We start from the raw sequence: 25,566 nt of genomic DNA, 5'->3' as shown, positions 1-25,566 counted from the left end.
AACATAAGCCCATATGTAGCGAAGCGGAATACGGAGGAACGATGCCAATTTCCGTATTTCTCTACGCTCTATACGGCGGGCCACCCCTCCTCCTAATTTTCAGGGGAGTAGCCCCGCCAATAAGCCAAAAACCTTAAGAAAAGATTAAATTATGTGCAACCTTAGCCACGTTTTTGGCGGTGTTCCCACGATCTAATCGGGGCCGTAGGCGGCCTAACTTTCCAATAATCGATCGACGATAATCGTGATTATTCAGCAATTGGAAAACTTCATCGGCGATAGCTTGAGGGGTAGCGTCCTGCTGCAACAATTCAACAGCAACAGGTTCTGGGGAGACTAAATTGCAAAGTCCGATAAAAGACAAACGGATTAATTTTTCCCCAAACCAAAAAGTCAGTGGGGCTACTTTATAAATTACAACCAACGGAACTTGCTGCAAAGCAATTTCTAACGTCACCGTTCCTGAAGCTGCAACGGCCGCATGAGTGATGGCTAATACGTGAGAAATATCGTTCTGGATCACCTTTATCTCAGGCGATAAAAAGGGACGAATTTTATTAAGCTCTAAATTCAATGCGAGAGGTAAGATAAACTGCACAGTGGAGATTTGCGCCTGAATGAATTTAGCGGCCTGAACCATGATGGGGAGCAGCTTATTAATTTCTTGCTTTCGGCTGCCAGGAAATAAAGCTACAATGGGCTTATAAGGATCGAGATTAAATTGCTTGCAAATTTCATTTCTGGGTAGCGATGGAGTTGGCACATTCGCCAAGGGGTGTCCCACAAAACTGACGGGAACATTTTCCTTTCGATATAGTTTTTCTTCAAAATCAAATAATACGGCCATATGATCGACGTATTTTTTAATTTTTTTAATCCGCCCATAACGCCAAGCCCAAATTTGAGGACTGACATAATAAAGCACTTTAATTTCCGCTTTTTTCGCTTGTTTTGCCATATATAAATTAAAGCCGGGGTAATCAATAAAAATCACCAAATCAGGTGGTGTTTTTTTAAAATACCTTTTCAAGGTTTGCATCGCGTGGCGAATATCCCTGAATTGCCCCAATATTTCAAGTAAACCGACCACTGCTAATTTTTCTGCATTAATAAAAACTTCAACGCCCGCTTCACGCATACACTTGCCGCCCATGCCCGCGAGTTTTAGGTTGGATTCAAGAGATTTTAATGATTGAGCCAGATGAGCGCCCAGTAAATCTCCCGAAGGTTCACCGGCGATGAGCAGAACGGATTTACTCGACATTTTCAGCACTGAGGGATGAAATCGGAAATTGTTCATTGGTACGTCGAACGATTAACGAAATCTCAAGCGCAGTGGCCAGGGCGCGTTTACCTTCTTCTCCGGAAATGACGGGAGGCTTGTTATGGATGATCGAATTTAGAAAAGCCGAAATTTGATCCATCAAGGCATCCCCTTTATGGAATCGCTCCACTTGGCGGGTGATTTCAGGAATGCCTGGAAACATCTCATGCGTTCCTTTACGATGAATAGCCATTTTTTTGTGATCGAGATCGATAGCGACATAATTGTCATGTTGAAAAATACGCAACTTACGCTCTATTTTCAGACTCACCCGGCTTGCTGTCACGTTAGCCACACAACCGTTTGTGAATTCAATACGCGCATTAGCGATATCAACGTATGGCGAGAGAACAGAAGCACCGCTCGCGGAAATATTCTGGATATCCGATTTCACAATGGATTGAATAATATCGATATCGTGAATCATTAAATCGAGCACGACATTAACGTCAGCACCGCGGAGCCGAAAGGGCGCCAGACGCAATGATTCAATAAAGCGCGGATTAGAGATAAGCGGCTCAACGGCCTTAACTGCGCTGTTAAAACGTTCCAAGTGACCGATTTGCAAAATCACACAGTTTTTTTTAGCAGCTGCAATAAGATCATCCGCTTCTTCCAGCGTCGTTGCGATGGGTTTTTCAAGCAGGACGTGGATGCCATTATCCAAAAAAAACCGCGCCACGGCGTGATGTAAGGGGGTAGGAACAGCAATACTAACCGCGTCAACTAGGCCAATTAGAGATTGATAGTTAATTACGGCCTCCGCATTCAATTCTTTAGCCTTTGCGTAACAGCGTTCGTGATGAATATCACAAACCGCCATCAGCTTAGATTGGGACAGCGCGGAATATTTCTCTGCATGATAGCTGCCCAAATAGCCTACGCCAACCACAGCGGTTCTAATTTTTTCCATTGTGTTTTCCACACCCTCTTATACTTTAGGATAAATCGTAATGGTGGCATTTTTTGTTCAGGGAATCAATACGAAAGCCTTGGCGACGCGCCCTGTCAATATTGACTATTTTGACGATAATAACTACGGTTCACATTATTTAGAGAATGAAAAATTATAACCTTGAGGAAAGCCTTAGCATTTTTAAGCATTAGATAATGATCGACGAATTATTTATGCACGAAGCTTTATTTTTAGCCAAAAAAGCTAATGAAAATAACGAAGTGCCAATAGGCGCGGTTTTGGTAAAAGAGAATGAAATCGTTGGCCACGGCTTTAACGAGCCTATTGCTCTAAACGATCCGACTGCCCACGCCGAAATTCTAGCCCTTCGCAATGCCGCCAAACAAGTCGGCAATTATCGTTTGGTAGAGGCTACGCTCTACGTCACCCTAGAACCCTGCGCCATGTGCGTAGGCGCCATGATCCAAGCTCGCATCAAACGCCTCGTCTTCGGCGCATTCAATCCCCGCGCCGGCGCAGTCGAAAGCGTTTTCCCATTACTGAACAAACCGCGCCTGAATCACCGTATTATGTGGACGGGCGGTGTGATAGCAGAGGCCTGCGCAGAACCGCTGAAGGCTTTTTTTCGGGCCCGACGCTAGAAAATTGATCCTTATAAGGTAAAAAAGACGAATTATATATGTACCCTCTAATGGCGGCAGTCTCGCGAAAAACATAATGAAATCATTGTTTGTCCTATCCCGGAGGTGTTAATGGAATCGCCCGATATTTTGAATAAAAGTTGACCTTTAAAGGCTAGAGCGAAGGCGGTGCACATCTAGTGCTTCATCAATATTAATTTTAGGATAAAGCAATTACTGATGCGTCATTCAATGGCTAAAATCACAGGATTTGTAGAATAGGTGAGTTTATCCAAAGATTAATTAACCTTTTAAAAAATCTTATACTATTTAAGAATTCCTTAATAAAATTTTTGGTAGACTGTGAGAAATTAAAAGGAACTTTGATAGCCATTGTTCACCAGCCTTCCCCTCTAGTTCGCTATAGGCACTTTTAATTCGATGATTTTCATCGAAATATGTTGATGGGATTTATTGTAGTAAATTTCCAATACCGGTGTTGGGCAATCCTTGTTTGGCATTTGTTAGGCTGTGTAAATCCGGATATACTATCATTCGTTTAGAAATAAGAATACCCAATTCCTCCTCGGTGGAGGGTGTTGTTGTAATCGTATCATTGCCACAAGTGGTAAAGACCAAAAAACTTAAAGCCTGTCATCCTGCGAAGTCGGGAACGACGAAGCTTAAAAAAATTAAGCTATGCTTTAAAAAGCGCTAGTAATTAAGGGGGACGTATGACATTTTTTGTTTCAGCCGGTAAAGGTATTGATGATTTTAATGTGATTATCGAAATATCCACCAACGGGGGAGAGGTTAAGTACGAATACAATAAAGAATTGGGATTTTTGACGGTGGATCGGTTTATGCCGACATCAATGCGTTATCCGTGTAATTACGGATTTGTGCCAAGTACGTTAGCGCAAGATGGGGATCCGTTAGATGTTTTAGTCCTAACGCCTGTGCCAGTTCAGCCGGGAGTGCTAGTGCGTGTTCGAGCGGTGGGAATGATGAAAATGGAAGATGAAGCTGGAGAAGATAGCAAGGTTTTAGGCGTACCCGTTGTTAAAGCTTGCCGAGCTTATGAAGCTATTCAGTCCTTAAAAGATATTTCCCCCTTATCACTAGACGCCATTTCTCACTTTTTTGAACGTTATAAAGATTTAGAGCTAAATAAATGGACTAAAGTGAAAGGTTGGGAAGATAAAGAGGCCGCGAAAAAAGAATTTGAGGAGAGTATTGTTCGTTTTAAAAGAAATAAGAAGTAGCCCGTATGAGCAAAGCGAAATGCGGGAGCAATACGTGCATTTCCCTGTATTTCGCTTTTCTCATGCGGGCTATGCCGCGAGAATCAAAATTAACTCCTTGATGAGGATATATGACTGATATTCACTTGCTTTTTTTTGAAAAAGCGATACCGCAAAATGCGATCCGACCGTCGTTAAATAAAACCTACCGAATGGATCAGACTACATGCGTTAAACACCTTCTGAAAACAATCGCTTTTACTCCCCGGTTGGAAGCAGCTGTTAGTCGTTTGGCCAAAGAGCTGGTAACGGCGGTGCGGGAACAAGAGAGTGAAAAGGGCGGTATCGAAGGTTTCATGATGCAATACGATTTATCTACTGAAGAAGGTATTTTATTAATGTGCTTAGCAGAAGCTTTGCTGCGCGTCCCGGATAAAGAAACCGAGAACCTTTTAATTCGGGATAAATTAACGAGCGCAAAATGGAATAAATACGTAGGCGCTAGCGAATCTTCGTTTGTGAATTTCGTGATATGGGGACTTGCATTATCGGGAAAAATTTTAAAGACAGGAAAAAATGGACAATTCAAGAATGTTTGGCGTAATCTCGTTCGCAGAAGTGGTGAACCGGTCATCCGAAAAGCAGTTCGTGAAGCGATGAAATTAATGAGTGAACATTTTGTTTTGGGAAGGACCATTGAAGAAGCTGTCAAACGTTCACAAAGCGCTATAAAAGAAGGCTTTCGTCATTCTTACGACATGTTAGGTGAAGTGGCGTGCACCCAAGAGGACGCCGATCGTTATTATGATTCCTATCATCGTGCTATTAGTGTTTTAGGAAAAAGTCATTCCACGAAATCCATTCATGAGGTGCCGGGCATTTCCGTTAAATTATCTGCTTTATACCCTCGGTACGATTTTAGAAAACGAGAATTAGCAGTGCCTTTTTTGATTGAGCGTGTAAAAGAATTGGCATTGCATGCCAAAGAACAAAAAATCGGTATGACCATTGACGCGGAAGAAGCGGATCGCTTAGATATTTCTCTCGATATTTTTGAAGCACTTTTTACAGATGAAGCGTTTAAAAATTGGCAAGGGTTAGGGATTGCTGTGCAAGCTTATCAAAAACGAGCCTTTTATTTAATCGATTGGTTAATTGATTTAGCCCAACGAAAAAAACGTCGCATTCCTGTTCGTTTAGTAAAAGGAGCTTATTGGGATAGCGAAATAAAATTAGCGCAAATGGAAGGACTCAGTGGCTACCCAGTTTTTACCCGGAAAGTAAATACAGATATTTCTTACATTGCGTGCGCTCAAAAAATATTAATCGCGCAAGACGCCATTTATCCGCAATTTGCAACGCACAATGCGTATTCCGTTGCGGTAATATTAAATCTTATGGATAACCGTTACGATAATTACGAATTTGAATTTCAGCAATTGCAGGGTATGGGTAAAGCGCTCCATCATTACATTGTTACTAAACTTAAATTACCGTGCCGAGTTTACGCACCTGTCGGCCATCACGAAGATTTATTGCCTTATTTAGTCCGACGATTACTTGAAAATGGTGCGAACAGTTCGTTTGTTAATCGCATTGCTAACAAAACCGTGCCCGTTGATCAGCTTATTGAAAGTCCAGTCAAGAAAATCGAAACCTTTGCTGATATTCACAATCCGAAAATTCCTTTACCTAAACGTATTTTTAAAACGCGGATTAATTCAAGTGGCATTGATTTAAGTAATTTTGCTGAATTAATGCCTTTAAATGAGGAAATTCGTCATGCTTTGGAAAAAGAATGGGAGGCAGCGCCGTTTTTACAGGAGATCAAAGATGGTAAACCTGTTTTTGATCCAACGGATAATCGTCGCCAAATTGGGGTAATTGAACTTGCGAATGAATCCGATGTAGAGAAAGCGATACAAGCGGGTCATTTAGCATTCCCAAACTGGGATCAAAAAGGGATTTCTGAACGGGTGACTATTTTAAGAAAAATGGCCGATTTATTAGAAAAACATAAAGCGGAATTAATGGCAGTGGTGGTTCGCGAAGGTGGAAGGACACTGCAAAATGCACTTTCAGAAGTTCGAGAAGCGACAGATTTTTGTCGTTACTATGCTGAGCAGGCGGAACAGCATTTAAGTGATAAGATTTTGCTGGGCTACACGGGTGAAAGTAATACCCTGCGGATGAATGGACGTGGAATTATTTTGTGTATCAGCCCTTGGAATTTTCCCATTGCTATTTTTACAGGCCAAATTGCCGCCGCTTTAGTGACTGGCAATGCTGTTATCGCAAAACCCTCGGGACAGACGCCTTTAGCTGGCGCGCTGGTGACGCGGTTGTTTCATGAGGCGGGTGTGCCAAAAGAGATTTTGCAGTTAATGCCGGGTTTGGGCAAAACCGTGGGTCAGGCGCTTATCGAGGATACCAAAATCAGTGGCGTGATATTCACGGGTTCAGATGCTACCGCGCGGCATATTCAAAAAACATTGGCCGCCCGCCCGGGCCCGATCGTGCCCTTTGTAGCAGAAACCTCCGGTATTAATGCCATGATCGCAGATTCGACCGCTTTACCCGAGCAGTTAGTTAATGACGTCATTGTTTCTGCCTTTGATAGTGCTGGACAGCGCTGTTCAGCACTTCGAATTTTGTATATTCAAGAAGATATTGCGGATGATGTTATTAGGATGCTAAAGGGCGCAATGGCCGAAATTAAAGTGGGCGACCCCCTGTTCCTATCCACGGATGTCGGTCCTGTTATTGATGCTAACGCGCAAAAAACGCTGCAAAAGCACCAAGCATTGATGCAAAAAGAAGCGAAATTAATTTATAAAGTGGGTTTGCCTCAGGAAACCGATTTTGGGACTTTCGTTGCGCCACAAGCCTACGAATTGCCTAATTTGGGACTGATTACTGAGGAAGTATTTGGACCTATTTTGCATGTTATTCGTTATAAGCGAGAAAATTTGACTAAAGTTATCGAAGAAATCAACGGGCTGGGTTACGGTTTAACCTTTGGCATCCAAAGCCGCATAGATGAAACAGTCGATTATATCCAGCAGCGTATTAACGCAGGAAATATTTACGTTAATCGGAATACGGTTGGCGCCATGGTAGGGATGCAACCTTTTGGGGGTAGTTGGTTGTCTGGTACAGGCCCAAAAGCGGGTGGTCCTCATTATCTTCCCCGTTTTTGCATAGAAAGCACACTGACTATCAACACGACAGCAGCCGGCGGAAATGCTTTGCTTATGGCGATGGAGGATTAGCAGAAAGATGAATCCTCAACCTTTCCTTGTTAAGATGGACGTCATTAAACTTAATAATTCAGGAGATCTCTGAATGGAACGATTGATTTTATCTTCTTAATTGTGGGCTTGCTTTTGGGACGACGGCGCACGCGGCTACTCCCTTAAAAAAACAGAACAAGATAAATTGAGCTATTCAATGGGTGTTATAACTGGAAAAGCTTTCAAAAAGAATGACATAAAGATCGACCCTCAAACGTTTTCGATAGGGTTAAGCAATGCTTATTTAGGCAAAGAAACCCAGATGACTGAAGCCGAAATGCGTCAAACCTTGTATCAATTCCAAAAACAATACATGCAAAAAATGCAACAGAAAATGAAACAAACAGCTCAACAGAATGCCGAAAAAAGCAGCGCTTTTTTAGCGGCTAATAAAAATAAACTGGGTGTGAAAACCTTACTGAATGGTCTGCAATACAAAGTCTTGCAAGCGGGTCAGGGACAAATCCCTACCCTGAACGATGAAGTCACTATTATATATAAATATTAAAGATCGTTTGATAAATGGGACTGTGTTTGACAGCTCCTATAAATATAAACGCGGGCAACCGGCGATGATCCCCTTAAAGGGGTTATTAAAGGTTGGCAAGAAGCATTAACTCGTATGAAGCCAAGGGGGGTCAGGCAATATGGGAAATTTACGTACCGCCCGCCGCAATTGGCTTATGGTGAACAAGGCGCGCCGGGCGTTATTGAGCCAAATGAAGTTTTAATTTTTAAAGTAAATTTAATTGCTGTAAAAAAGAAATAAAAATCTAGCAGCCTGTCTAGAGCGAAGCGGAATACGAGATCGCAATATTATTCTCCGTATTCCGCTTCGCTCTAGACAGGCTATTCCTATTTTTGTTAAAACACGATGTTTTGGAACACTTATGCTATTTTTTCAAGGCTCTCACGTTTATACTACCTTTCGACAGCAACAAATTCTTTCCCGTCTGAAACAAAAGCAAAATACAGTTCAATCCGTTGAAGCGACCTACGGTTATTTTGTTGATGCTGAAAAACCCTTAAGTCGCGTTGATCAAGAATGTCTAGAACACTTATTGCCGAAAGCTTATTTTTCCGATTATCCAGAGTCTCCTGAAAATTTTTCAGCTTGGGTGACGCCTCGGTTGGGCACGATCTCACTGTGGTCATCTAAAGCAACTGATATCGCTCATAATTGCGAAATTCCAATCAACCGAATTGAGCGCGGTATTTACTTTATTATTGAGGGCGTTACCAAACGCGATAAAAAAGCCATTGAGAAAGTTTCTTCTGAATTATACGATCCTTTGACGGAATCGCTTTTATTCGATGCGGAAGATTTAGCTCAATTATTTCAACATCCCACACCAAAAACTTTCAATGACATTCTAGTATTGGAAAAAGGAGAAGCGGCATTAAAAGAAGCCGATCAGAATTTGGGTCTCGCGTTAAGCGAGCATGACATCCATTATTTATTACGTGCTTTTCAGCAATTAAATCGTAATCCCACTGAAATCGAATTAATGATGTTTGCTCAAGTTAATTCTGAACATTGCCGGCACAAAATTTTTAACGCTCAGTGGATCATCGATGGAAAAGAAAAAAAAGAATCTTTATTTGACATGATTCGCTATACTTATAAAACTCATCCTGAAAAGATATTAGTCGCGTACAAAGATAATGCCGCTGTGATAAAGGGCTTTAACTGCGAATCCTTTTTTATTAATCCCAGCAATTATTCGTATCAAAAACAAAAAAGGTGCCTCCACACCGTTCTAAAAGTAGAAACACATAATCACCCCACCGCCATCTCACCTTTCGCAGGAGCTGCTACTGGTAGTGGCGGAGAAATTCGTGATGAAGCGGCCACTGGGCGTGGCGCTCAAAGCCTAGCGGGTTTAGCCGGTTTTTCGGTTTCTCATCTAAGAATTCCTGATTTTTTACAACCGTGGGAAGAAGAGTACTCAAAAAAATCCCTTCACTCGGACTCCAAGCCAAAAACATTGGCGTCGGCATTGGACATTATGCTCGAAGGACCAATTGGGGCTGCATCGTTTAATAATGAATTTGGACGCCCGAATATTTATGGTTATTTTCGAACGTTAGAGCATTTATCTTATAAAAATTTGAAATGGGGTTATCGCAAACCCATCATGATAGCGGGTGGCATCGGACATATTCGCGAGTCTCAAATTGAAAAACAACCTTTTACGGGAGGGGCTTTGTTGATCGTGTTGGGAGGCCCTGCGATGGCCATAGGTTTAGGTGGCGGTTCTGCCTCATCTCGTACAAGTGGAGAATCAACAGAGGCATTGGATTTTGCCTCCGTTCAACGGGCCAATCCTGAAATGCAGCGTCGAGCGCAAGAGGTTATCAACGCCTGTTTATCTCTAGACGATGATAATCCCATTTTGAGTATTCACGACGTCGGTGCCGGCGGATTATCCAACGCCTTTCCCGAATTGGTTCATGCGACGGAATGTGGGGGTGAATTTGAATTGCGTCATATCCCGAATGCGGAACCAGGGATGAGTCCTCTAGAAATATGGTGTAACGAAGCCCAAGAACGTTTTGTATTAGCCATCAAGCCTGAATCTTTGAAAGTTTTTAGTGGTATTGCTGAGCGAGAGCGCTGTCCTTTTGCAGTAGTAGGGTGGGCGAAAGAGGAAAAAAAATTAATCCTCAACGATGCATATTTTCATAATCGCCCTATCGAACTCCCACTTTCTTTTTTGTTTGAGGACATGCCGCCGATGAAGTGTGAAGATAAACTTGTTTTTTCGGGGGAAGCGGTGTGGAATATTTCAAAAATTAATTGGGCTGATGCGGTCAAACGCGTTTTGCAGTACCCGTGTGTTGCAGACAAAAGTTTTTTGATCACGATTGGTGATCGAACTGTTGGAGGCATGGTAGCGCGTGATCAAATGGTGGGGCCTTGGCAAATACCAGTTGCTGATGTTGCTGTCACTACTCACAGTTTTACGAGTTACGAAGGACAAGCATTGGCGATGGGGGAACGTTCGCCCATCGCGATTATCCATCCTGCTGCTTCTGCTCGAATGGCAGTAGGAGAAGCGATTACTAATATTGCAGCCGCCTCGATTAAAGCTATTTCAGATATTGTTTTATCGGCTAACTGGATGGCCGCCCCCGATCAACCGGGGGAAGGCGCGGGTTTATATGAGGCTGTGCAAACCGTGGCAAAAGAATTATGCCCCGCTTTAGGCATTTGTATTCCAGTAGGGAAAGATTCTTTGTCCATGCGGACCTCATTGGAAAAAGAAATTGTCACTGCGCCCTTATCATTAATTATTACTGCTACCGCGCCGGTTAGCGATGTCCGCCATGTGCTAACACCACAACTGCAAACAGATATTGGTGAAACAAGATTGTTATTAATCAGCTTAAGGCAAGGCGCTAATTTTCTTGGCGGCTCTTGTTTGGCCCAGACGCATAATTTATTAGGAAAACAACCACCGGATGTCGATGATCCTCTATTATTGCGCGGTTTTTTTGAAGCGATCCAATCACTCAACCAAAAAAATTTATTACTTGCTTATCACGATCGTTCCGATGGTGGATTATTAGCAACGCTTTGCGAAATGGCTTTTGCCGCTCATGTTGGCATAACTATAAAATTGGATTCTTTAGGTGATGACGCTTTAGCCAGTGTTTTTAATGAGGAATTGGGCGCGGTGATACAGGTTAAAGAACAAGATATCGATATCGTTTTTGAAATTTTAAAATCGCATAAATTACAAGCCCACAGCCATGTTATTGGTAAATTAAATCAATGGGATGAAATTATTTTTAATTTCCGGGGTCGAACGCTTTACCAAGAAACTCGCACAACCTTGCAACGATGGTGGAGCGAAACGAGCTATCGTTTGCAATCCCTTCGTGACAATCCCAAGTGTGCCAAACAACAATATGATGGTTTGCTAGATAAAAAAGACTCTGGATTATTTACAAAAATAACTTTTGATAATAACGAAGATATTACACTTCCTTCTTATATTAATATTAATAGCGGTAAACGACCGCGCGTTGCAATTTTACGAGAACAAGGCACGAATGGTCATCGAGAAATAGCAGCAGCATTTCATTTAGCTGGTTTTGAAAGCGTTGACGTTCATATGAGTGATTTATTAAATGAACGCGTTAATTTAATGGATTTTAAAGGAGCGATTGCCGGTGGGGGGTTTTCTTATGGAGATGTTTTAGGCGCCGGGCGTGGATGGGCACAAGTTATTTTAATGCATCCCAAAATACGCGATAAATTCAGCCTATTTTTTGAAAGCAAAGATCGTTTTGCGCTAGGGGTTTGCAATGGCTGCCAGCTCTTTTCTCATTTAAAATCACTTATTCCCGGTGCTGGACATTGGCCGGATTTCCAGCGAAACGCTTCGGAACAATTTGAGGCGCGATTGTCGATGGTAGAAATTCCGCAATCGCCTTCTCTTTTTTTTCAAGGGATGGCTGGGAGTCAGCTACCTGTTGCCGTGGCGCATGGGGAAGGCTGTGTTGTTTTTGAGAAAGGTACACAAGAATTTGAAAACGAAGAACTTGTTGCTTTGCGCTATGTGAATTATACTGGCCAGCCCACCGAAAATTATCCCGCTAATCCCAATGGCAGCCCAAAAGGCATTACCGGGCTTACTATTTCTGACGGGCGCATCACTATTTTAATGCCGCATCCCGAACGCGTTTTTCGGACCGTCCAATTTTCTTGGCACCCCAAAGAATGGTCCGAAATGAGTCCCTGGATGCGAATTTTCAAAAACGCGCGAAAGTGGGTGGGTTGAGAGCAGCACGGGATTTTGGTTTTCTATTCAACCCAGGTTGTTCTCACTGTTATCCGCGTTTATTCACCCGAATGGTGATCCACAACAGGCTTATCCGTAATAAAGATGTTTTCAGCTCTTTATCGAATACAGGGTCGTGGCGACGAATCCATTCTAGAACCATTGTGGCGTGTTCTTTTTCTTCATCACGATTGGGGGACAATATATGTTGACTAATTCCTTATCGTGGCAGGCATCAATACGTCGTCTATGCCAGTCCACTGCCTCCAATTCCTCGATAAGGGAAACAATTGCCTGGTGCATTTCGCGCGATTCATTGCTTAATTCATCTACTGGCTCATGATAATTTCGCTAGTCATATTTCTTTACTATATAAAAGTATAACCTTTGATTATAAAGTTCTCGTCGATGAGCGCAATAGATTTAATCTTTTCTTAAGGATAAAAAGTTAGGAAATTGAGGATAAATCCTTTAAATTTTAGTACCATAGAAAGATATTGAATAACGTAAGGCCAGGATGGATGGACCAAGGTTGGATGTTAATGGCCATGAATTCTATGAAAGAAAGCGTACGCAAAAAAATTAATGGAATCGCAGCAAGCGCAGTTCGAACATTTGATTGATCGATCGGACGATCTTGTTGTTACCGTAAACCCTGATTATTCCATCATTGACCTTAACAACGCCGCAGAGCAATTTTACCAGTGCAAACGCGAAGCGGTTATCGGATGAAATTTATTTGAAATAGCCGTAGAGGGGGAATGGCAACTGCCGGCTTCTTTACTTACCCATCGATGTAGTATTAAACGCATTAGTTGGAGCGTGGTATCTTTACCACCGCGGTACGAGCAGAAGGGCTATATGTTGATGGGGTTAAGTTATTTCTAAAAGCGTTAATGCTTCTCAGATTTTCTTAGAAAATATTCTCTACAACATTCCTCAATATATTTTGTGGAAAGATAGGAATTTTGTTTATCTTGGTTGTAATCATAACTTTGCAAAATTGGTGGGTTTTGAAACTCCTGAAAGTATTATTGGCAAAACCGATTTTGATTTATGGAGATCTCAAGGGGCAAATTCTATTTGCCCCACCGATGTGGAAGTTTTAGAAGGGAAACAGTTAGTTGATGTCGAGCAATATTTATCGTTGCCAAATGGTAAGGAAGGCGTTTTTTTAATAAGTAAAGTTCCCTTGCGGGATGAGCGGAATGAGATCATCGGTGTTCTCGTTGTAGGGACTGATATCACAGAAAGAAACAAAATGAGCAAAAACTCATTGAGGAAAAATTACAAGCTGAATTATCGGATCAAGCGAAGTCTGAATTTATTGCGAATATCAGTCACGATTTGCGAACTCCAATTAATGGAATTTTAGGAATCGCACAGATTTTCAATATGCATGAACATACAAAGAAGCAAGAACCACTTATTAATGATTTGAGTGCGTCAGGCCATTTTTACTACTAGGATCAATTGAAGATATTTTAGACTTCGCCCGACTTGAAGTGGGGAAATTGGCCTCAAAATATTCAACTTTTAATTTAAGGCAATTAGTTGCCTTTCTTGTAAAAACTTTTTCTTTCCAAACTCAACAAAAACAGATTAAAATTAATGTTTACTATGATACATCTTTGCCAGATTCTATTGTCAGTGAATCCAACTATATTCGGCGTATTTTTCTCAATTTGATTGGTAATGCAGTTAAATTTACTGAAAAAGGTCGGATTGATATCACCGTTAATTTAGAAGGAAATAAACCTGCGATTCTGAAAATACTTGTCAAAGATACAGGTATTGGAATACCAAAAGATAAACTTAATACTATTTTTGATCGTTTCAGTCGAGCAACGCCGGTATATAGTAGTCGATACGAAGGATTAGGCTTTAGTTTAAGCATCGTAAAATGGCTTGTGGACAATCTCGGCGGTGAAGTTCACGTAAGTAGTATTGAAAACAAAGGTTCAACATTTACTCTTACTATTCCTTGTGAAATAGCATCTTTACAATCCCCGCGCGAGAAGGAAAAAACTCAAACCCTTGATGAGTGGCAAAGGCTAAAAATATTGAAGGAACGAAAAGTCCGAGTTTTATTAATTGAAGACGATAAATTATCACAAAATATCGAAAAAATATTTTTAGAAAAGTTTGGCTGTAAAGTTGACACCGCCTTAAACGCCAAGGAAGCTTTAGTAAAGTTTAATGAAAGCTATGAATTAATTTATACGGATATTGGCTTGCCTGATAAAGACGGGTATGCTTTAGTTCGTGAAATTCGCCAAATAGCGAATAGCCAGAAACCGGTTCCAATTCTAGCAATGACGGCGCACGTATTTGATCGGGAGAAAAATAAATGCCTCAAGGCTGGCATGAATGTTTTATTACTAAGCCGGTAACCGTTGAAGAAATTAGAAGAGCACTTTTAGATTATCTATTTTAATTAGAGAAGGAGATAAATGTGCTAGAGGAAAAAGAGGAGGACGTTATGTACGTTGCCCTATACGAAAATGAAGAATGGTCGGACGCTCATTTCGATCCTTCGCTAGGTGTAATTGACCCTTATGTGGCTGCTTTTCTAAGTTGGATAAAAACGGCAGGAATTTTTGATCGATCTTCCTCGCAACCTGTGAGTGCAAAAATCATCCTGGCTCTTCTTTATATCGTTAGCTTTTCAGGGTCAGCCGTGACAATTGAATTAGGATGGAGTTTTGGTGATACAGCCTTTGGTTTATTAAATAAAGTGTTTAATGAAATATTTAAAACAGACGTTTCTTTTGCTGATTCTGAGGGCTGGCCCTGAAATTTTTAGGTGGTATTTTTCTGGTGCCTCTTACATTACCATATCCGGTTTAAGTGTATTTGGTTTCCATCGGCTTGTTTAGCATTGGAATTCCCGAACAATCGAAAAAACTGATGGAAGAGGATCATCGCGTTTTGAGGTCAATTTTAGGTAGTTTTAATAATTTTATTAACTCTCCGGCGAGTTCGTTGGCGCAAGTTTTATTCTCGCTGAAATATCTACCTTCTCCCTGATATGGTTTTTGCGTTCTCTGATTTTGTATCATTAACGGTTTTGAACCCGCGAGGCTTTTAACGAACTGATTAACCGTGCGCTGCGTTGGTGTTTTTCGGATGATCCTAAAATTAAGGAAGAACGCAACCAATTAAAGACTCGTTTAAAAGGGCGAGGGAATTGCAGTGGACGAGCGCGGAATGAAGCTCTTTTTTTGAGCCTCAAATACCTTTGCTAGAGAAATTAAAATACTTATTGGAAAAAGAAGCGGGTGAAGAATGGGAAACAATCGAATCTCTGCAAAGTGAGGTAGAGGAAGGATCTCCTTTATTGTCAAACGCTTCCGAAGGCTCGCGCGCTGCTGAATGGCTAAATTAAAGTTATTAAAGGGAGCATCGTGGCCATGAGTCCTTCGCCTGTCTTTTTTTATGCGCTCGTTTTTTATGAAGAATTAAACCATCGTTTTTGGAAAGGAATTTCGATTTCAGTAGCAACTTTAACTGGGACAGGGAGTTTTACATTATTTTCTGTTCAAATGCTAAAAGCTTTGTACGGTGAGAAATTAAAGGTCGATAAGAAAGTGGAATACGTATCAATTCTTATGGGTTTCTTTGCAACCAGTCTATTGCTTTATGTTCTGAATAATATGCATTGGGCTTTCCAGTACTATGGGTTTTTGTTCCGTTCTTAGGGATCGCTTCTACGGCAGTAAGAGGTTACGGTGCGAAACAATTGTTAGACGCAACAATTGCAATCTGGAGCGAGGTTAATGAAGAAGAACTTTTTAGGAAGAAAATTGGTCAACTTGCTGAAATTTTTCCTAAATTTTCTTCTATTGCTGTGAGAAAGATCCATTGTTTCTTTTTAACGTCAGTTGATAATGATATAGCCGAACCTTCTGATAACCGTTTAATGCCATTAGTTTAGAAGTGATGATTTAAAGGACAAATTTAAAACGAGGAAATTCAAATCGACACTGAGTCAGTAAGAAATCTTTGAATTGGCATTTTGATTTTAACGATTTCTTTTCTTATTGGCACTTTACAAAATATCCTGATTAAGTTTATTCGTGTCAATTATCCTGCTATTATTATTGTTTTTACTCAGTATGCTTTTTGTTTATTAATCCTTTTTCCTAGCCTTTTTAAACACGGTTTTGCAATGATGAAAAGTAAACACGGGAGTTTACTTATGCTGCGTTCTATGATGGGGGTTGGATATTTTTTTGGAATGTTTATGTGTTGAAAACGGTTCCCTTAGTTGATGTGATCTTGCTAGCGAATACAGGTCCTTTATGGGTGCCCTTAATTTGTTTTCTATGGGAAGGTGTTCTGATTAGTTGAAGACTTTATGGATGGATAATCGTTGGACTTATTGGTGTTTTCTTCGTGCTTATGAATAATAATCGAGTCTTTTCGCGAATCATTGTTTGCATTAGGTTCAGGCTTGTGTTTAGGGTTTGTTCAGGCTTGTGTTTAGGGTTTGTTATGGTAGAAATCCGACGGTTATCGCAAACAGAACAGCTCAACGCATATTAATTATTATTTTTTAAAAGCCACCTTAGCTACTCTACCATTCGCTATTATGAAATGGAAAAATCCTAACTTATTTCAATGGGTAATTTTAATTACAAATGCAATTTTGATGCTTATCCAGCAACGGTTAATTTATCTGGGATGTAGCAGAGGACCGGCGAGTCAATTGAGCATAATTACTTATAGTAGCGTTATTTTTTGGTTATTATAGGGTGAATATTGTGGAAAGAAAAACATTACTCTACTGACAATAATCGGAATTTTGTTGGTAATTATTGGCAGCTATCAAGTTATTCTAACTAAATCCTCGGAAAAAAGAATGCTTTTACGGAAAAAATTAATATAGTTCTATAATTGATGGGGATTAGAGAAGACTAAATTTTGTAAGCCACTAAAAAAATCACGTTGGGCTTTTGCTGATATTAAGGCACCCTTTCGTAATAATTCTCTATTTATCTTACTTTCTTTTAAGTTGGAGACTAAGATTTTTTTAAGTTGTTTCCATTCTCTTTATTTAGAACCGAATGTAATTTAAAGTGATAAAGTGATTCTTCAGTAAATCGGTGTTGATTTTGCAATCCTTTACAAATGTTGTAACTATAATGACTAGGGCATTTAAGCCGGCTGACATACACCCAATAGCTTCCATAAAAGGAGCGTGGATGAGTAAATTTTCGACCTTGTTGAAAATTTAGTGCGTATAATCATGAGGATAATAGTTTTTTTAAATCGGTTTCGTTGGGCCAAACAGCTTTAGTAAATTGAATAAAGATATTCATATGAGATTGTTCAGGGTCAATGTTTCCGAACTGATGATACCAAGTTCATCAATTAAATTACTAGCGACAGCGGATCGTATTTTATCATCGAACGATCGCCATATAATAATCCTTAAAAAACGGGGAAAATGGTAGCCGTAGTAATAGAATTGTTGGGAAAATATTTGTAGCTGTTTGTCATTAAGACGGTCAAATTGATAAATTAGAGGAGTTTCCATAATAATTTCTATGGTCTCTTTTCCAATTTTTCAAAAAAAATATCGGCGGTCGACGTTGTGTCTACCAGCGGCTCCGTTATTGATAGGAGAAGTAAAGTAATTAGTAATTTTTTGTTTCACAGGAAAACTCCTCCGCTTAGTTTTGACAGAGTTGCACGTACAACTGGATCTCAGATATTAAATTATGAATTAATTTTAAGAATTTTTAAAAAAATTTATAAAAGAGAAAGTTCTTATTTTATAATTTACAGAATTAAAAAATCAGAAAATTTTTTTCCTCATGGTTTTTTATAAACGTCTTCCCATTGAGATATTTAATATTATCTTTCTTTATTTCCAGAGAAATCTTTTGAAACTAAAACAGATTGTTTAAAACTTTCTCTTTTTTTAAACGCTTTAATTTTTTAGAAAGCTGGTGTCGCTGATATAGAAAATAGTTCATTCAGCGTTATGAATTTCCATCGCTGTAAAATCAGGAAGCTTTTTCAAGCGAATCAATTAGCTGCTTCAAAAACCGGGCGATTTCGCCTCCTGTAATTATTCGATGATCGCTTGTTACTGAAAGCGGCAATATCCGATGGACAGCGGGTTTTCCATCAACAGGAACGATTTCATCCCGGGTGCGGCCAACGCCGATAATGGTCACCATAGGTGGCAAAAGAATAGGATTGGCATAACGTCCCGCAAAAGCGCCAAAATTGGAAAGCATGATCGTAGCGTCGCGCAGATCTTCCGGTGGGAAGCTGCGGCTTTGAGCGAGTTCTTTGAAGCGATTGATTTGGTTGCGAAGCGCTGTATCATCCTGGTGGCTGACGTCTTTTGATACGGGAACATACAGTCCTTGAGGGGTATCCACAGCTATTCCAATATTAATCGCTTCATTCAGTTTATAACTCAGAGTCTCACCGTCGAAATGAGCGTTCATAATGGGCACTACTTGGCAAGCCGCTTCGATTGCGCGGATAATCCGCAGGGTGATATCTTGTTCGCTTTTCCAGGCAGACAAATCGGCGTCATCCACCAAGCTCACGGGAATGACCTCTCGATGGGATTGAGACATGCTTTTGGCCATGGCTCGCCGCACGGGGGGTAACGGAGTAAGTTCTCCTTCAATTTTAGGGTTCTTGACCGTTTTAGTAATTTTGGTGGCTTGCTTGACTTCTTCGGCAGAAATTAGTGAGCCTTTAGGTATGATCGTGGTAAGATCAACGCCCAATTGTTTGGCCAACATACGAACGGCGGGGGTGGCTTTAAAAATTTTTTTCCTGGCCGGTTTTTTAATGGGGATACCCGCGGCTGATTCCTCCAAAACAGTGTCGCCTGTTTCAATAGCTCCAACAACAGTGGCGGTATCTTTAGGTTCTTCGGTTTCAGCTTCGTCTTCAAATCCAATCAAGGGGCTTCCCGTTTCAATAACATCGTCAACTTCACCAAATAATTTTTCGATTTTGCCAGCAAGGGGAGAAGGGACGTCCACCAGTGCTTTTGCTGTTTCCATAGCCAATAAAGGCTGGTCGATCTTCACTTCATCCCCGGCGGCGATATACCATTCTCGAATGGTGGCATTAGGCAATCCTTCTCCAAGGTCAGGTAATTTAAAAATTTTCATTAAGAAAACTCCATTAATGATTGGACGGTTTTAATAATTCGATCTGAGTTCGGCATGTATTTTTTTTCGAGCTTAAAATAAGGCATTATCGTGTCATACCCAGCGACTCGCTTTACGGGAGCCATTAGAGATAGCAAGCCATGTTCAGCGATACCTGCAGCGATTTCGGCGCCCACTCCGCCGGTAAGCGGAGCTTCGTGAATGATAACGCAGCGGCCGGTTTTTTCGACGGATTGTAATATCGTATCCATATCAATTGGCTTGATTGTAGCGACATCGATGACTTCAGCCTCGATACCTTGCTCTTTCAATTTTTCGACCGCTTCTAATGTTTCTTTGATCATTGCTCCCCAAGTGATGAGGGTGATGTCGCCACCTTCACGTAATAAAAAGCATTGGTCTAACGGCAGCGCTTTCCCATCATTCGGAACTTCTTGTTTTACTAGTCGATAGATCCGTTTGGGTTCAAAGAAAAGGACAGGGTCGGGGTTGCGGATAGATGCCAATAGCAAACTATACGCCCGAGCGGGTGAAGAAGGAATGACAACTCGTATGCCGGGAATGTGCGCAAAAAGCGCTTCCATACTTTCCGAGTGATGCTCCGGAGCATGGATGCCACCGCCAAAAGGGGCGCGATACACAATAGGACAATGGAGCCGTCCACGGGTTCGGTTACGTAATCGGGCAGCGTGACTTAAGATATGATCGAGGGCCGAATAAATAAATCCCTCAAATTGAAATTCAGCGACGGGTTTTAAACCTTGAGCCGCCATCCCCACTGAAATACCGGCAATCATGCTTTCGGCTAATGGCGTGTCCAAAACGCGCTGTGGCCCGAATTTTTCCACCAAACCAACGGTGGCGCGGAAAACCCCACCATTAATCCCAACATCTTCCCCGAGAACGATAACAGAGTCGTCTTTAGCCATTTCGTAGAATAAGGCCTGATTGACGGCTTCGATCAGTGTGATTTTATCCACGGTGTGCCTCTCTGTTTCATATCATTACCCACGTGCTAAAGCCTTTCAATTTTAGCTTTGTCATAACAAGTCGGGAATCCGGCACGCTGTAGGTGCACTGCGCACAGGTACGCCCCATCCCCGCCTGCGGGAAGATGACGGAGTTTTTAAGTTTTTTGCCTTACTCTTTGTGGGTAATGATATGCTCTATTTAACCCCCTCTCACTAATCCTCTCTCCTGAGGGGAGAAGGAGCGGTTAATTAAATTCCCTTTCCCGCTTGCCAGAGGGGGCTAGGGAAAGGGTTTATTATCAGCCAATTCCTCCCGCTGTTTTTTTAACGATACCGGAAGTTCTGCATAAAGATAATCAAACATGTCCGTGGCTTTAGGCGGCGGTATAGTTAAAAATTCTTCTACCACCTGGTCAACTTCTCGCACAATTTCTTTTTGTAAAATAGCTTCTTTTTCTCGTGACCAAAGACCTTGGGACTCAAGATAATACCCCAACCTCGCGATAGGTTCTTTTTGCGAAGCAACTTTCCATTCTTCTTTTGAAATATACCGGGTGGCATCATCGGCAGTGGTGTGATCGCATAACCGATAAGATAGTGCTTCAATTAGGGTCGGCCCTCCCCCATCGCGGGCTTTTTCTAAAGCTTTGGAAACAGCATAGCGGACTGCAATTACGTCGTTCCCATCCACTTGCCAGCCTTCAAATCCCCCGGCGATTGCTTTTTGAGCTAATGTTTGGCAATGAGTTTGTTCACCGCGAGCCACTGAAATCGCCCATTGGTTGTTATTGATAATAAAGACTAAAGGCAAATGCCAACAACCGGCTAAATTGATGGCTTCGTAAAAATCGCCTTTGGAAGTACCGCCATCCCCGCAGATGGTCAGGACCGCGCGCACTTGTTTGCGGTATTTCACCGCGTAGGCTACTCCCGCAGCGTGAAGAAGTTGTCCAGCAATAGGGACACAGTTCGGAAAATTGTCTTTAACGTCGGGATTCGCGTACCGGCTACCCCGTTCATCCCCCCCCCAATAGGCTAGAATTTCGGATAATTTAACCCCACGTTCAAATAATGCTCCTTGGTCTCGGTAATAAGGGCAAAAAATATCTTCCTTTTGCATGGCGCTCCCCATCCCGATGCCTACCGCTTCCTGTCCGCGGGAGGAAGGGTAGGTCCCCATCTTTCCGGTTCGCTGTAAATTAATCGCTTTGTTGTCCAATTGACGAATCAACGCCATTCGTCGATATAAATAAAGCAGCGTATCAGAATTAGCGAAGTCGGGAAAGGGTTGGGTAGGGTTGCTGTTAGCATCAAGAAATTGTAAATGCTGAATGGTGAAATTGGCGACGGTCGTAGTTTTTGGAGTCATACAGTCTCCAAGTAATCAGTCGTGGTGGCCAATTTTTCTTTTGCAATTAAATCAACTACCTCGGTTGTCGGCTTATTCTCTTTGGCAGCACGTTCAAATAATTCTAAAAGACGATCGTACAGTTTTTCGATGAGTTGATTAGCGATCTTGATGTTATGGTAGTCGTGGATGGAGGCTGCTTGAATCAATCCCCCGGAATTGACGACGTAATCAGGCGCGTAGAGAAATCCCCGCTGTTGCGCGATAGCACCATATTTGCGATGCGCGAGTTGATTATTGGCGGGACCCGCAATGATAGAGGCTTTAATTCGATTTAAAGTATTTAAATTAATAACGCCGCCCATCGCGCAAGGCGAAAAAATATCGCATTGGACGTCGTAAATATTTTCTAGTTCCACTACGGTTGCCTGAAATTCTTTTACAAAGAGTTCGGTGGCTTCGGGTTTAGGGTCGCAAATGGAGATAGTAGCGCCGTGTTCATGCAACAATTGTGCGAGATAATAAGCAGTTTTTCCCGCTCCTTGTAGAGCGACATGCAGGCCTTCAACATCATCACGTCCCCATTTAAATTTAACCGCTGCTTTAATGCCCTGAAAAACGCCGCGAGAAGTGAAAGGGGAGGGATCGCTTTGCAGCTCATCAATTCCTGCGGCACCGATTACATGAGGGGTGCATTCCGCAATAATATCCATGTCATCGGTGGTTGTTCCAACATCCATCGCAGTGATGTAGCGGCCGTTCATGTTATGAACGAAATCACCAAAAGAACGAAAAAGAGCCTCTCGATCGGGAATAACACGAGGTTTTAAAATCACGGCTTTAGCTCCGCCGTGAGGCAGGTCGGAAACGGCTGCCTTTAAGGTCATCATGTAAGAAAGACGGATAACGTCTTTTAACGCTAACCCGAGGGAAGAATATTCAAAAAAGCGACAACCGCCGATAGCAGGTCCGCGTTTGGTGCTATGGATAGCGATAATGGCTTGTAAACCCGTTTGGGAATCATTTTTAACGTGGATGTCACCAAAACCCAGCATTCGAGCGTAGCGCATAAGCCCTTCATGCGAGTAATGATGAGCCAATGTTTTAGGCATAAAATAAAATCCTTCTAGAAAAACCCCTAGGGGAAAAATTGGCACAATAGTAGCAAGGATTTTGATGATATGTAAGAGTTAGGTTTGTTGTATGCCATTACATGTTAAAATGAAAACCACCCAACTTAATTTACAAAAAGTAATTGCTCATCGAGGTTCGCCATTGAGTGCCCCTGAAAACACGGTGGCAGCTTTCGAGAAGCTAAGCGATTGGGCTCTCGATGGGTTCAGTTCGATGTGCGTTTAACGCGCAATGGGCAAGCGATTATTTTTATGATTCCCTGGTAGGCCGCACGACCAACGGCCGATGAATGGTTTCTAAAGCGCGTTATGCTCATATTGCTGAACTTGATGCGGGAAGCTGCTTTAACCCCTAATTTGCCAATGAACGAGTACCTATTTTTGCGGAATATTTAAAAGAAGCGGCTTCGTTAAATTTGGGAGTTAACATAGAACTAAAAGCCACACTTTCTCACGCATCTGATTTGGCCAAACAAGTGTTTCAAGAATTAAAAGAGCACCGGCTTGTTTGCGTGCAATGTGAGAATAAAGTGACGATTTTTTGTTAGGGTATCTTCCTAACCGATGGCAAGATAATTGGGGAGGTGTTTTTGGCCGCTAATCAATGTATGTCAATTCATCTGAATTGTAAACAATTGACGACTGAGAGAATTAATAATGATTAAACAAACGTCTTACTTTTATTAGCTTACACAGTGAATGACAGCCAATTAGCAACCGATTTATTATCTTAAGGATTTGATGCCGTTTTTAGCGATAATCTAGAGTTACTGAAATGAATGATTCTTCACTTAATTATTTAAAAAAAGCGCTTTCATTAGCAGAAATAAGGCGGGGTTTTTGTGCGCCCAATCCTTCGGTGGGTGCTGTGGTGGTTAAAGATGATCAAATCCTTTCAACGGGTTTTCACAAACGCAGTGGACTCCCTCACGCTGAAGTAGAAGCAATAAAACCCCTGGGTGATAAGACTCGTGGGGCTACTTTATATGTCACCCTAGAACCTTGCTGTCATTTTGGGAAAACGCCTCCGTGTACGGATTTAATTATCCGGTCAGGGATTAAAGCCGTTTATTACGGTTTGCATGATCCTAATTTAGCTGTTTGTGGCAGAGGTATTGAGCAGTTGCAACGCGCAGGAGTGAATTGTTTTTTAATAGAATTGCCTGAAATTACCGCGTTTTATGAAAGTTATCGTTATTGGATAAAACATAAACGCCCGTGGGTGGCGGCCAAATTGGCGCTGAGTTTGGATGGGAAAATTGCAGGTAACGAGGGTAAGCCAGTTCGTTTGACTGGAAAAGAATTAAAACAATACACTCACGAGCGGCGAAAGAAAAGCGATGCGTTATTAACAACGATTAATACAATTTTAACAGATGATCCCAAACTCAATATCCTTCTCCAGGGTGAAGAAATAAAAAAACCTATTTATATTTTGGATACGCGTTTACGTTTGCCGCTCAATGCGCTAATTCATCAAACTACTGAATCGATAATTGTATTTCATGGAAATGAAGCTGATAAAAAACGGGAGCAAAGGCTAATGCAGAAAAATATTCGGTGCATAGAAATCGCTCACAGGTCTGAAGGATTAGACTTAAATGAGGTGCTTGATGTCGTCGGAAATGATGGTATTCAGGATTTATGGATTGAAGCGGGTGGAATATGTTTTCAATCTTTTTTAAAGAGAAATCTGATTAACCGTGCTTTAATTTATATCGCCCCCAAAATTCTTGGTTCAACCGCTATTCCTGCTTTCCAACTACCATTTTCTTTTTCCGGATATCCAGTGGAGTGGCGTCAATTTGGAGAAGATGTTATGGTAGAGATTTGCCTCTAAAAAGTCGCCAGAGAAGAAAATTTTTTATATCCTTGTAACGTTCGTTGCAAATAATATGAATATAGACAATGCTTTCTTTTAATTCATATCATAAATAAAAATATTATTCTATTCGGTTTTTGCGAGAAATAGCTTGACGATATTGACTTAGATTTAAATTTCCTAGCTCCGGCGGAATGCTACCAGCATCCGGAAATAGCTTTAGCATATGAATAATTTTTTATTTTTTCATAACTGGTGCCACAGGCTCGTTTCGAAAAATTATTAATCATATAATTTTTGAGTTCTTTAAAGATCGAACTGTGCTTGTTGGAGAAAGATAACTTTTATAGTTTATTAAATTTAATCTTTATCCAAATCGGCAAATACATCGTTAGTAGAACGAAATTGACTCTTTTCAATTTCTTTCTCTCCTAAGGATAGGATCTTAAAGAAGAGACAAAGTTTCTTCATATTTTTCATAGGATGTTACGTCTAAAATAACGAGTTCCGCTTTACCGTTTTGAGTAATCAGCATCGGTTCTCGAGTTTTAGAAATATCGCGGACGATTTCAGCGGTATTGCTTTTAGTAAGATAAGAAATTGGTTTTACGCGGCAGGAAATTTTTATGGCCAGTCCCCTTGTATGAGACTAAAATATAGTCCTGCATTTAGTCCGATGTCTATATTTGCCTGAAGAACCTAATTCTGCTACATTAAAGTCACAAAAGCGCCTTCAGGGCGGAGTGCAAGTCCCCACCGGCGGTGAGTTTCTTTGAAATAAGCCCGCGAGTTTCTACTTTTAAGAGGCAGATCTGGTTGAATTCCAGAGCCGACGGTTAAAGTCCGGATGAGAGAAGGTATGCCGAGATTTTATTTGTTCCTTCCAAAAATTAATCTCTGAAGTGCGTCTAACCATAGCTTGTATGAGCGAAGCGAAATACAGGGTTTCCTCTA

The 25,566-nt window shown here is 41.3% G+C and carries 12 protein-coding genes, 12 pseudogenes and 1 riboswitch; of the genes and pseudogenes, 13 read left to right on the top strand and 11 right to left on the bottom strand.

Annotated elements, in window-relative coordinates; translation table 11 throughout:
- Positions 1–133: 133 nt before the first annotated feature.
- A complete protein-coding gene (gene lpxB, locus FIV31_RS00535) occupies positions 134–1,264 on the bottom strand; it encodes a lipid-A-disaccharide synthase (protein WP_280123455.1) in 1,131 nt (376 codons plus the stop codon).
- The gene (locus FIV31_RS00530; protein ID WP_280123439.1) at positions 1,254–2,237 is read right to left on the bottom strand and encodes a Gfo/Idh/MocA family protein; all 984 of its coding nucleotides are present in this window, start codon (positions 2,235–2,237) and stop codon (positions 1,254–1,256) included. Before FIV31_RS00530 ends, lpxB begins: the two co-directional genes overlap by 11 nt.
- A gap of 197 nt (positions 2,238–2,434) precedes the next feature.
- Between FIV31_RS00530 and tadA the strand changes: the two genes are divergently transcribed.
- A complete protein-coding gene (gene tadA / locus FIV31_RS00525; RefSeq protein WP_280123438.1) occupies positions 2,435–2,881 on the top strand; it encodes a tRNA adenosine(34) deaminase TadA in 447 nt (148 codons plus the stop codon).
- Between the two features lie 60 nt (positions 2,882–2,941).
- A pseudogene (locus FIV31_RS00520) lies at positions 2,942–3,025 on the top strand (hypothetical protein); the annotation flags it as partial.
- 394 nt (positions 3,026–3,419) lie between these two features.
- Here FIV31_RS00520 and FIV31_RS00515 read toward each other — a convergent pair.
- Positions 3,420–3,511: pseudogene (locus FIV31_RS00515) on the bottom strand (hypothetical protein); the annotation flags it as partial.
- A gap of 83 nt (positions 3,512–3,594) precedes the next feature.
- Between FIV31_RS00515 and ppa the strand changes: the two are divergent.
- The 5 genes from ppa (at position 3,595) to purL (ending at position 12,187) form a co-directional block, all read left to right on the top strand.
- Positions 3,595–4,125 (top strand): inorganic diphosphatase, encoded by a 531-nt coding sequence (ppa, locus tag FIV31_RS00510; RefSeq protein ID WP_280123437.1) that lies wholly within the window; start codon positions 3,595–3,597, stop codon positions 4,123–4,125.
- Between the two features lie 110 nt (positions 4,126–4,235).
- On the top strand, positions 4,236–7,376 hold the full coding sequence (putA, locus tag FIV31_RS00505) for a bifunctional proline dehydrogenase/L-glutamate gamma-semialdehyde dehydrogenase PutA (RefSeq protein WP_280123436.1): 3,141 nt from the start codon (positions 4,236–4,238) through the stop codon (positions 7,374–7,376).
- Between the two features lie 100 nt (positions 7,377–7,476).
- Positions 7,477–7,905, top strand: a complete 429-nt coding sequence (locus tag FIV31_RS08250; protein WP_425278240.1) for an FKBP-type peptidyl-prolyl cis-trans isomerase N-terminal domain-containing protein — start codon at positions 7,477–7,479, stop codon at positions 7,903–7,905.
- Between the two features lie 114 nt (positions 7,906–8,019).
- Positions 8,020–8,166: an FKBP-type peptidyl-prolyl cis-trans isomerase gene (locus tag FIV31_RS08245; RefSeq protein WP_425278239.1), complete on the top strand. Its 147-nt coding sequence runs from the start codon at positions 8,020–8,022 to the stop codon at positions 8,164–8,166.
- A gap of 121 nt (positions 8,167–8,287) precedes the next feature.
- Complete coding sequence (purL, locus tag FIV31_RS00495) at positions 8,288–12,187, top strand: phosphoribosylformylglycinamidine synthase (protein WP_280123435.1); 3,900 nt, start codon at positions 8,288–8,290, stop codon at positions 12,185–12,187.
- A gap of 59 nt (positions 12,188–12,246) precedes the next feature.
- On the opposite strand, the pseudogene FIV31_RS00490 reads toward purL, so the two are convergent.
- Positions 12,247–12,490: pseudogene (locus FIV31_RS00490) on the bottom strand (ferritin family protein).
- Between the two features lie 239 nt (positions 12,491–12,729).
- On the opposite strand from FIV31_RS00490, the pseudogene FIV31_RS00485 reads away from it, so the two are divergent.
- The 3 pseudogenes from FIV31_RS00485 (at position 12,730) to FIV31_RS00475 (ending at position 17,078) form a co-directional block, all read left to right on the top strand.
- Positions 12,730–14,624 (top strand): annotated as a pseudogene (locus FIV31_RS00485) (PAS domain-containing protein).
- 18 nt (positions 14,625–14,642) lie between these two features.
- Positions 14,643–16,124, top strand: a pseudogene (locus FIV31_RS00480) (CBU_0635 family Dot/Icm T4SS effector).
- Between the two features lie 72 nt (positions 16,125–16,196).
- Positions 16,197–17,078, top strand: a pseudogene (locus FIV31_RS00475) (DMT family transporter).
- A gap of 2 nt (positions 17,079–17,080) precedes the next feature.
- On the opposite strand, the pseudogene FIV31_RS00470 reads toward FIV31_RS00475, so the two are convergent.
- From FIV31_RS00470 to FIV31_RS00450, 5 genes and pseudogenes are all read right to left on the bottom strand, one after another.
- Positions 17,081–17,849: pseudogene (locus FIV31_RS00470) on the bottom strand (iron-containing redox enzyme family protein).
- 352 nt (positions 17,850–18,201) lie between these two features.
- The gene (locus FIV31_RS00465) at positions 18,202–19,338 is read right to left on the bottom strand and encodes a dihydrolipoamide acetyltransferase family protein (protein ID WP_280123434.1); all 1,137 of its coding nucleotides are present in this window, start codon (positions 19,336–19,338) and stop codon (positions 18,202–18,204) included.
- Positions 19,338–20,318 (bottom strand): alpha-ketoacid dehydrogenase subunit beta, encoded by a 981-nt coding sequence (locus tag FIV31_RS00460; RefSeq protein WP_280123433.1) that lies wholly within the window; start codon positions 20,316–20,318, stop codon positions 19,338–19,340. Before FIV31_RS00460 ends, FIV31_RS00465 begins: the two co-directional genes overlap by 1 nt.
- Before the next feature lie 271 nt (positions 20,319–20,589).
- The gene (gene pdhA, locus FIV31_RS00455) at positions 20,590–21,678 is read right to left on the bottom strand and encodes a pyruvate dehydrogenase (acetyl-transferring) E1 component subunit alpha (RefSeq protein WP_280123432.1); all 1,089 of its coding nucleotides are present in this window, start codon (positions 21,676–21,678) and stop codon (positions 20,590–20,592) included.
- A pseudogene (locus FIV31_RS00450) lies at positions 21,675–22,825 on the bottom strand (Leu/Phe/Val dehydrogenase). Before FIV31_RS00450 ends, pdhA begins: the two are co-directional and overlap by 4 nt.
- Before the next feature lie 35 nt (positions 22,826–22,860).
- On the opposite strand from FIV31_RS00450, the pseudogene FIV31_RS08240 reads away from it, so the two are divergent.
- The 3 genes and pseudogenes from FIV31_RS08240 to ribD form a co-directional block, all read left to right on the top strand.
- Positions 22,861–23,290 (top strand): annotated as a pseudogene (locus FIV31_RS08240) (glycerophosphodiester phosphodiesterase family protein); the annotation flags it as partial.
- 29 nt (positions 23,291–23,319) lie between these two features.
- Positions 23,320–23,524: pseudogene (locus FIV31_RS08235) on the top strand (glycerophosphoryl diester phosphodiesterase); the annotation flags it as partial.
- Positions 23,525–23,565: 41 nt separating this feature from the next.
- Positions 23,566–24,630 (top strand): bifunctional diaminohydroxyphosphoribosylaminopyrimidine deaminase/5-amino-6-(5-phosphoribosylamino)uracil reductase RibD, encoded by a 1,065-nt coding sequence (ribD, locus tag FIV31_RS00440; protein ID WP_280123431.1) that lies wholly within the window; start codon positions 23,566–23,568, stop codon positions 24,628–24,630.
- Here the strand turns inward: ribD and FIV31_RS00435 are convergent.
- Together FIV31_RS00435 and FIV31_RS00430 are read right to left on the bottom strand one after the other, a co-directional pair.
- Positions 24,608–24,960: pseudogene (locus FIV31_RS00435) on the bottom strand (type II toxin-antitoxin system RelE/ParE family toxin). The gene ribD and the pseudogene FIV31_RS00435 overlap by 23 nt on opposite strands.
- A 12-nt stretch (positions 24,961–24,972) precedes the next feature.
- Positions 24,973–25,240, bottom strand: a pseudogene (locus FIV31_RS00430) (type II toxin-antitoxin system Phd/YefM family antitoxin).
- 97 nt (positions 25,241–25,337) lie between these two features.
- A riboswitch (FMN riboswitch) is annotated at positions 25,338–25,475 on the top strand.
- The last annotated feature ends 91 nt before the right edge of the window (positions 25,476–25,566 follow it).

The sequence above is a fragment of the Coxiella endosymbiont of Ornithodoros amblus genome (genome assembly GCF_019425495.1).
Classification (GTDB): Bacteria; Pseudomonadota; Gammaproteobacteria; order Coxiellales; family Coxiellaceae; genus Coxiella.
Note: the sequence above shows the minus strand (reverse complement) of the source record. Positions and strands in the feature narration are given on the sequence as shown.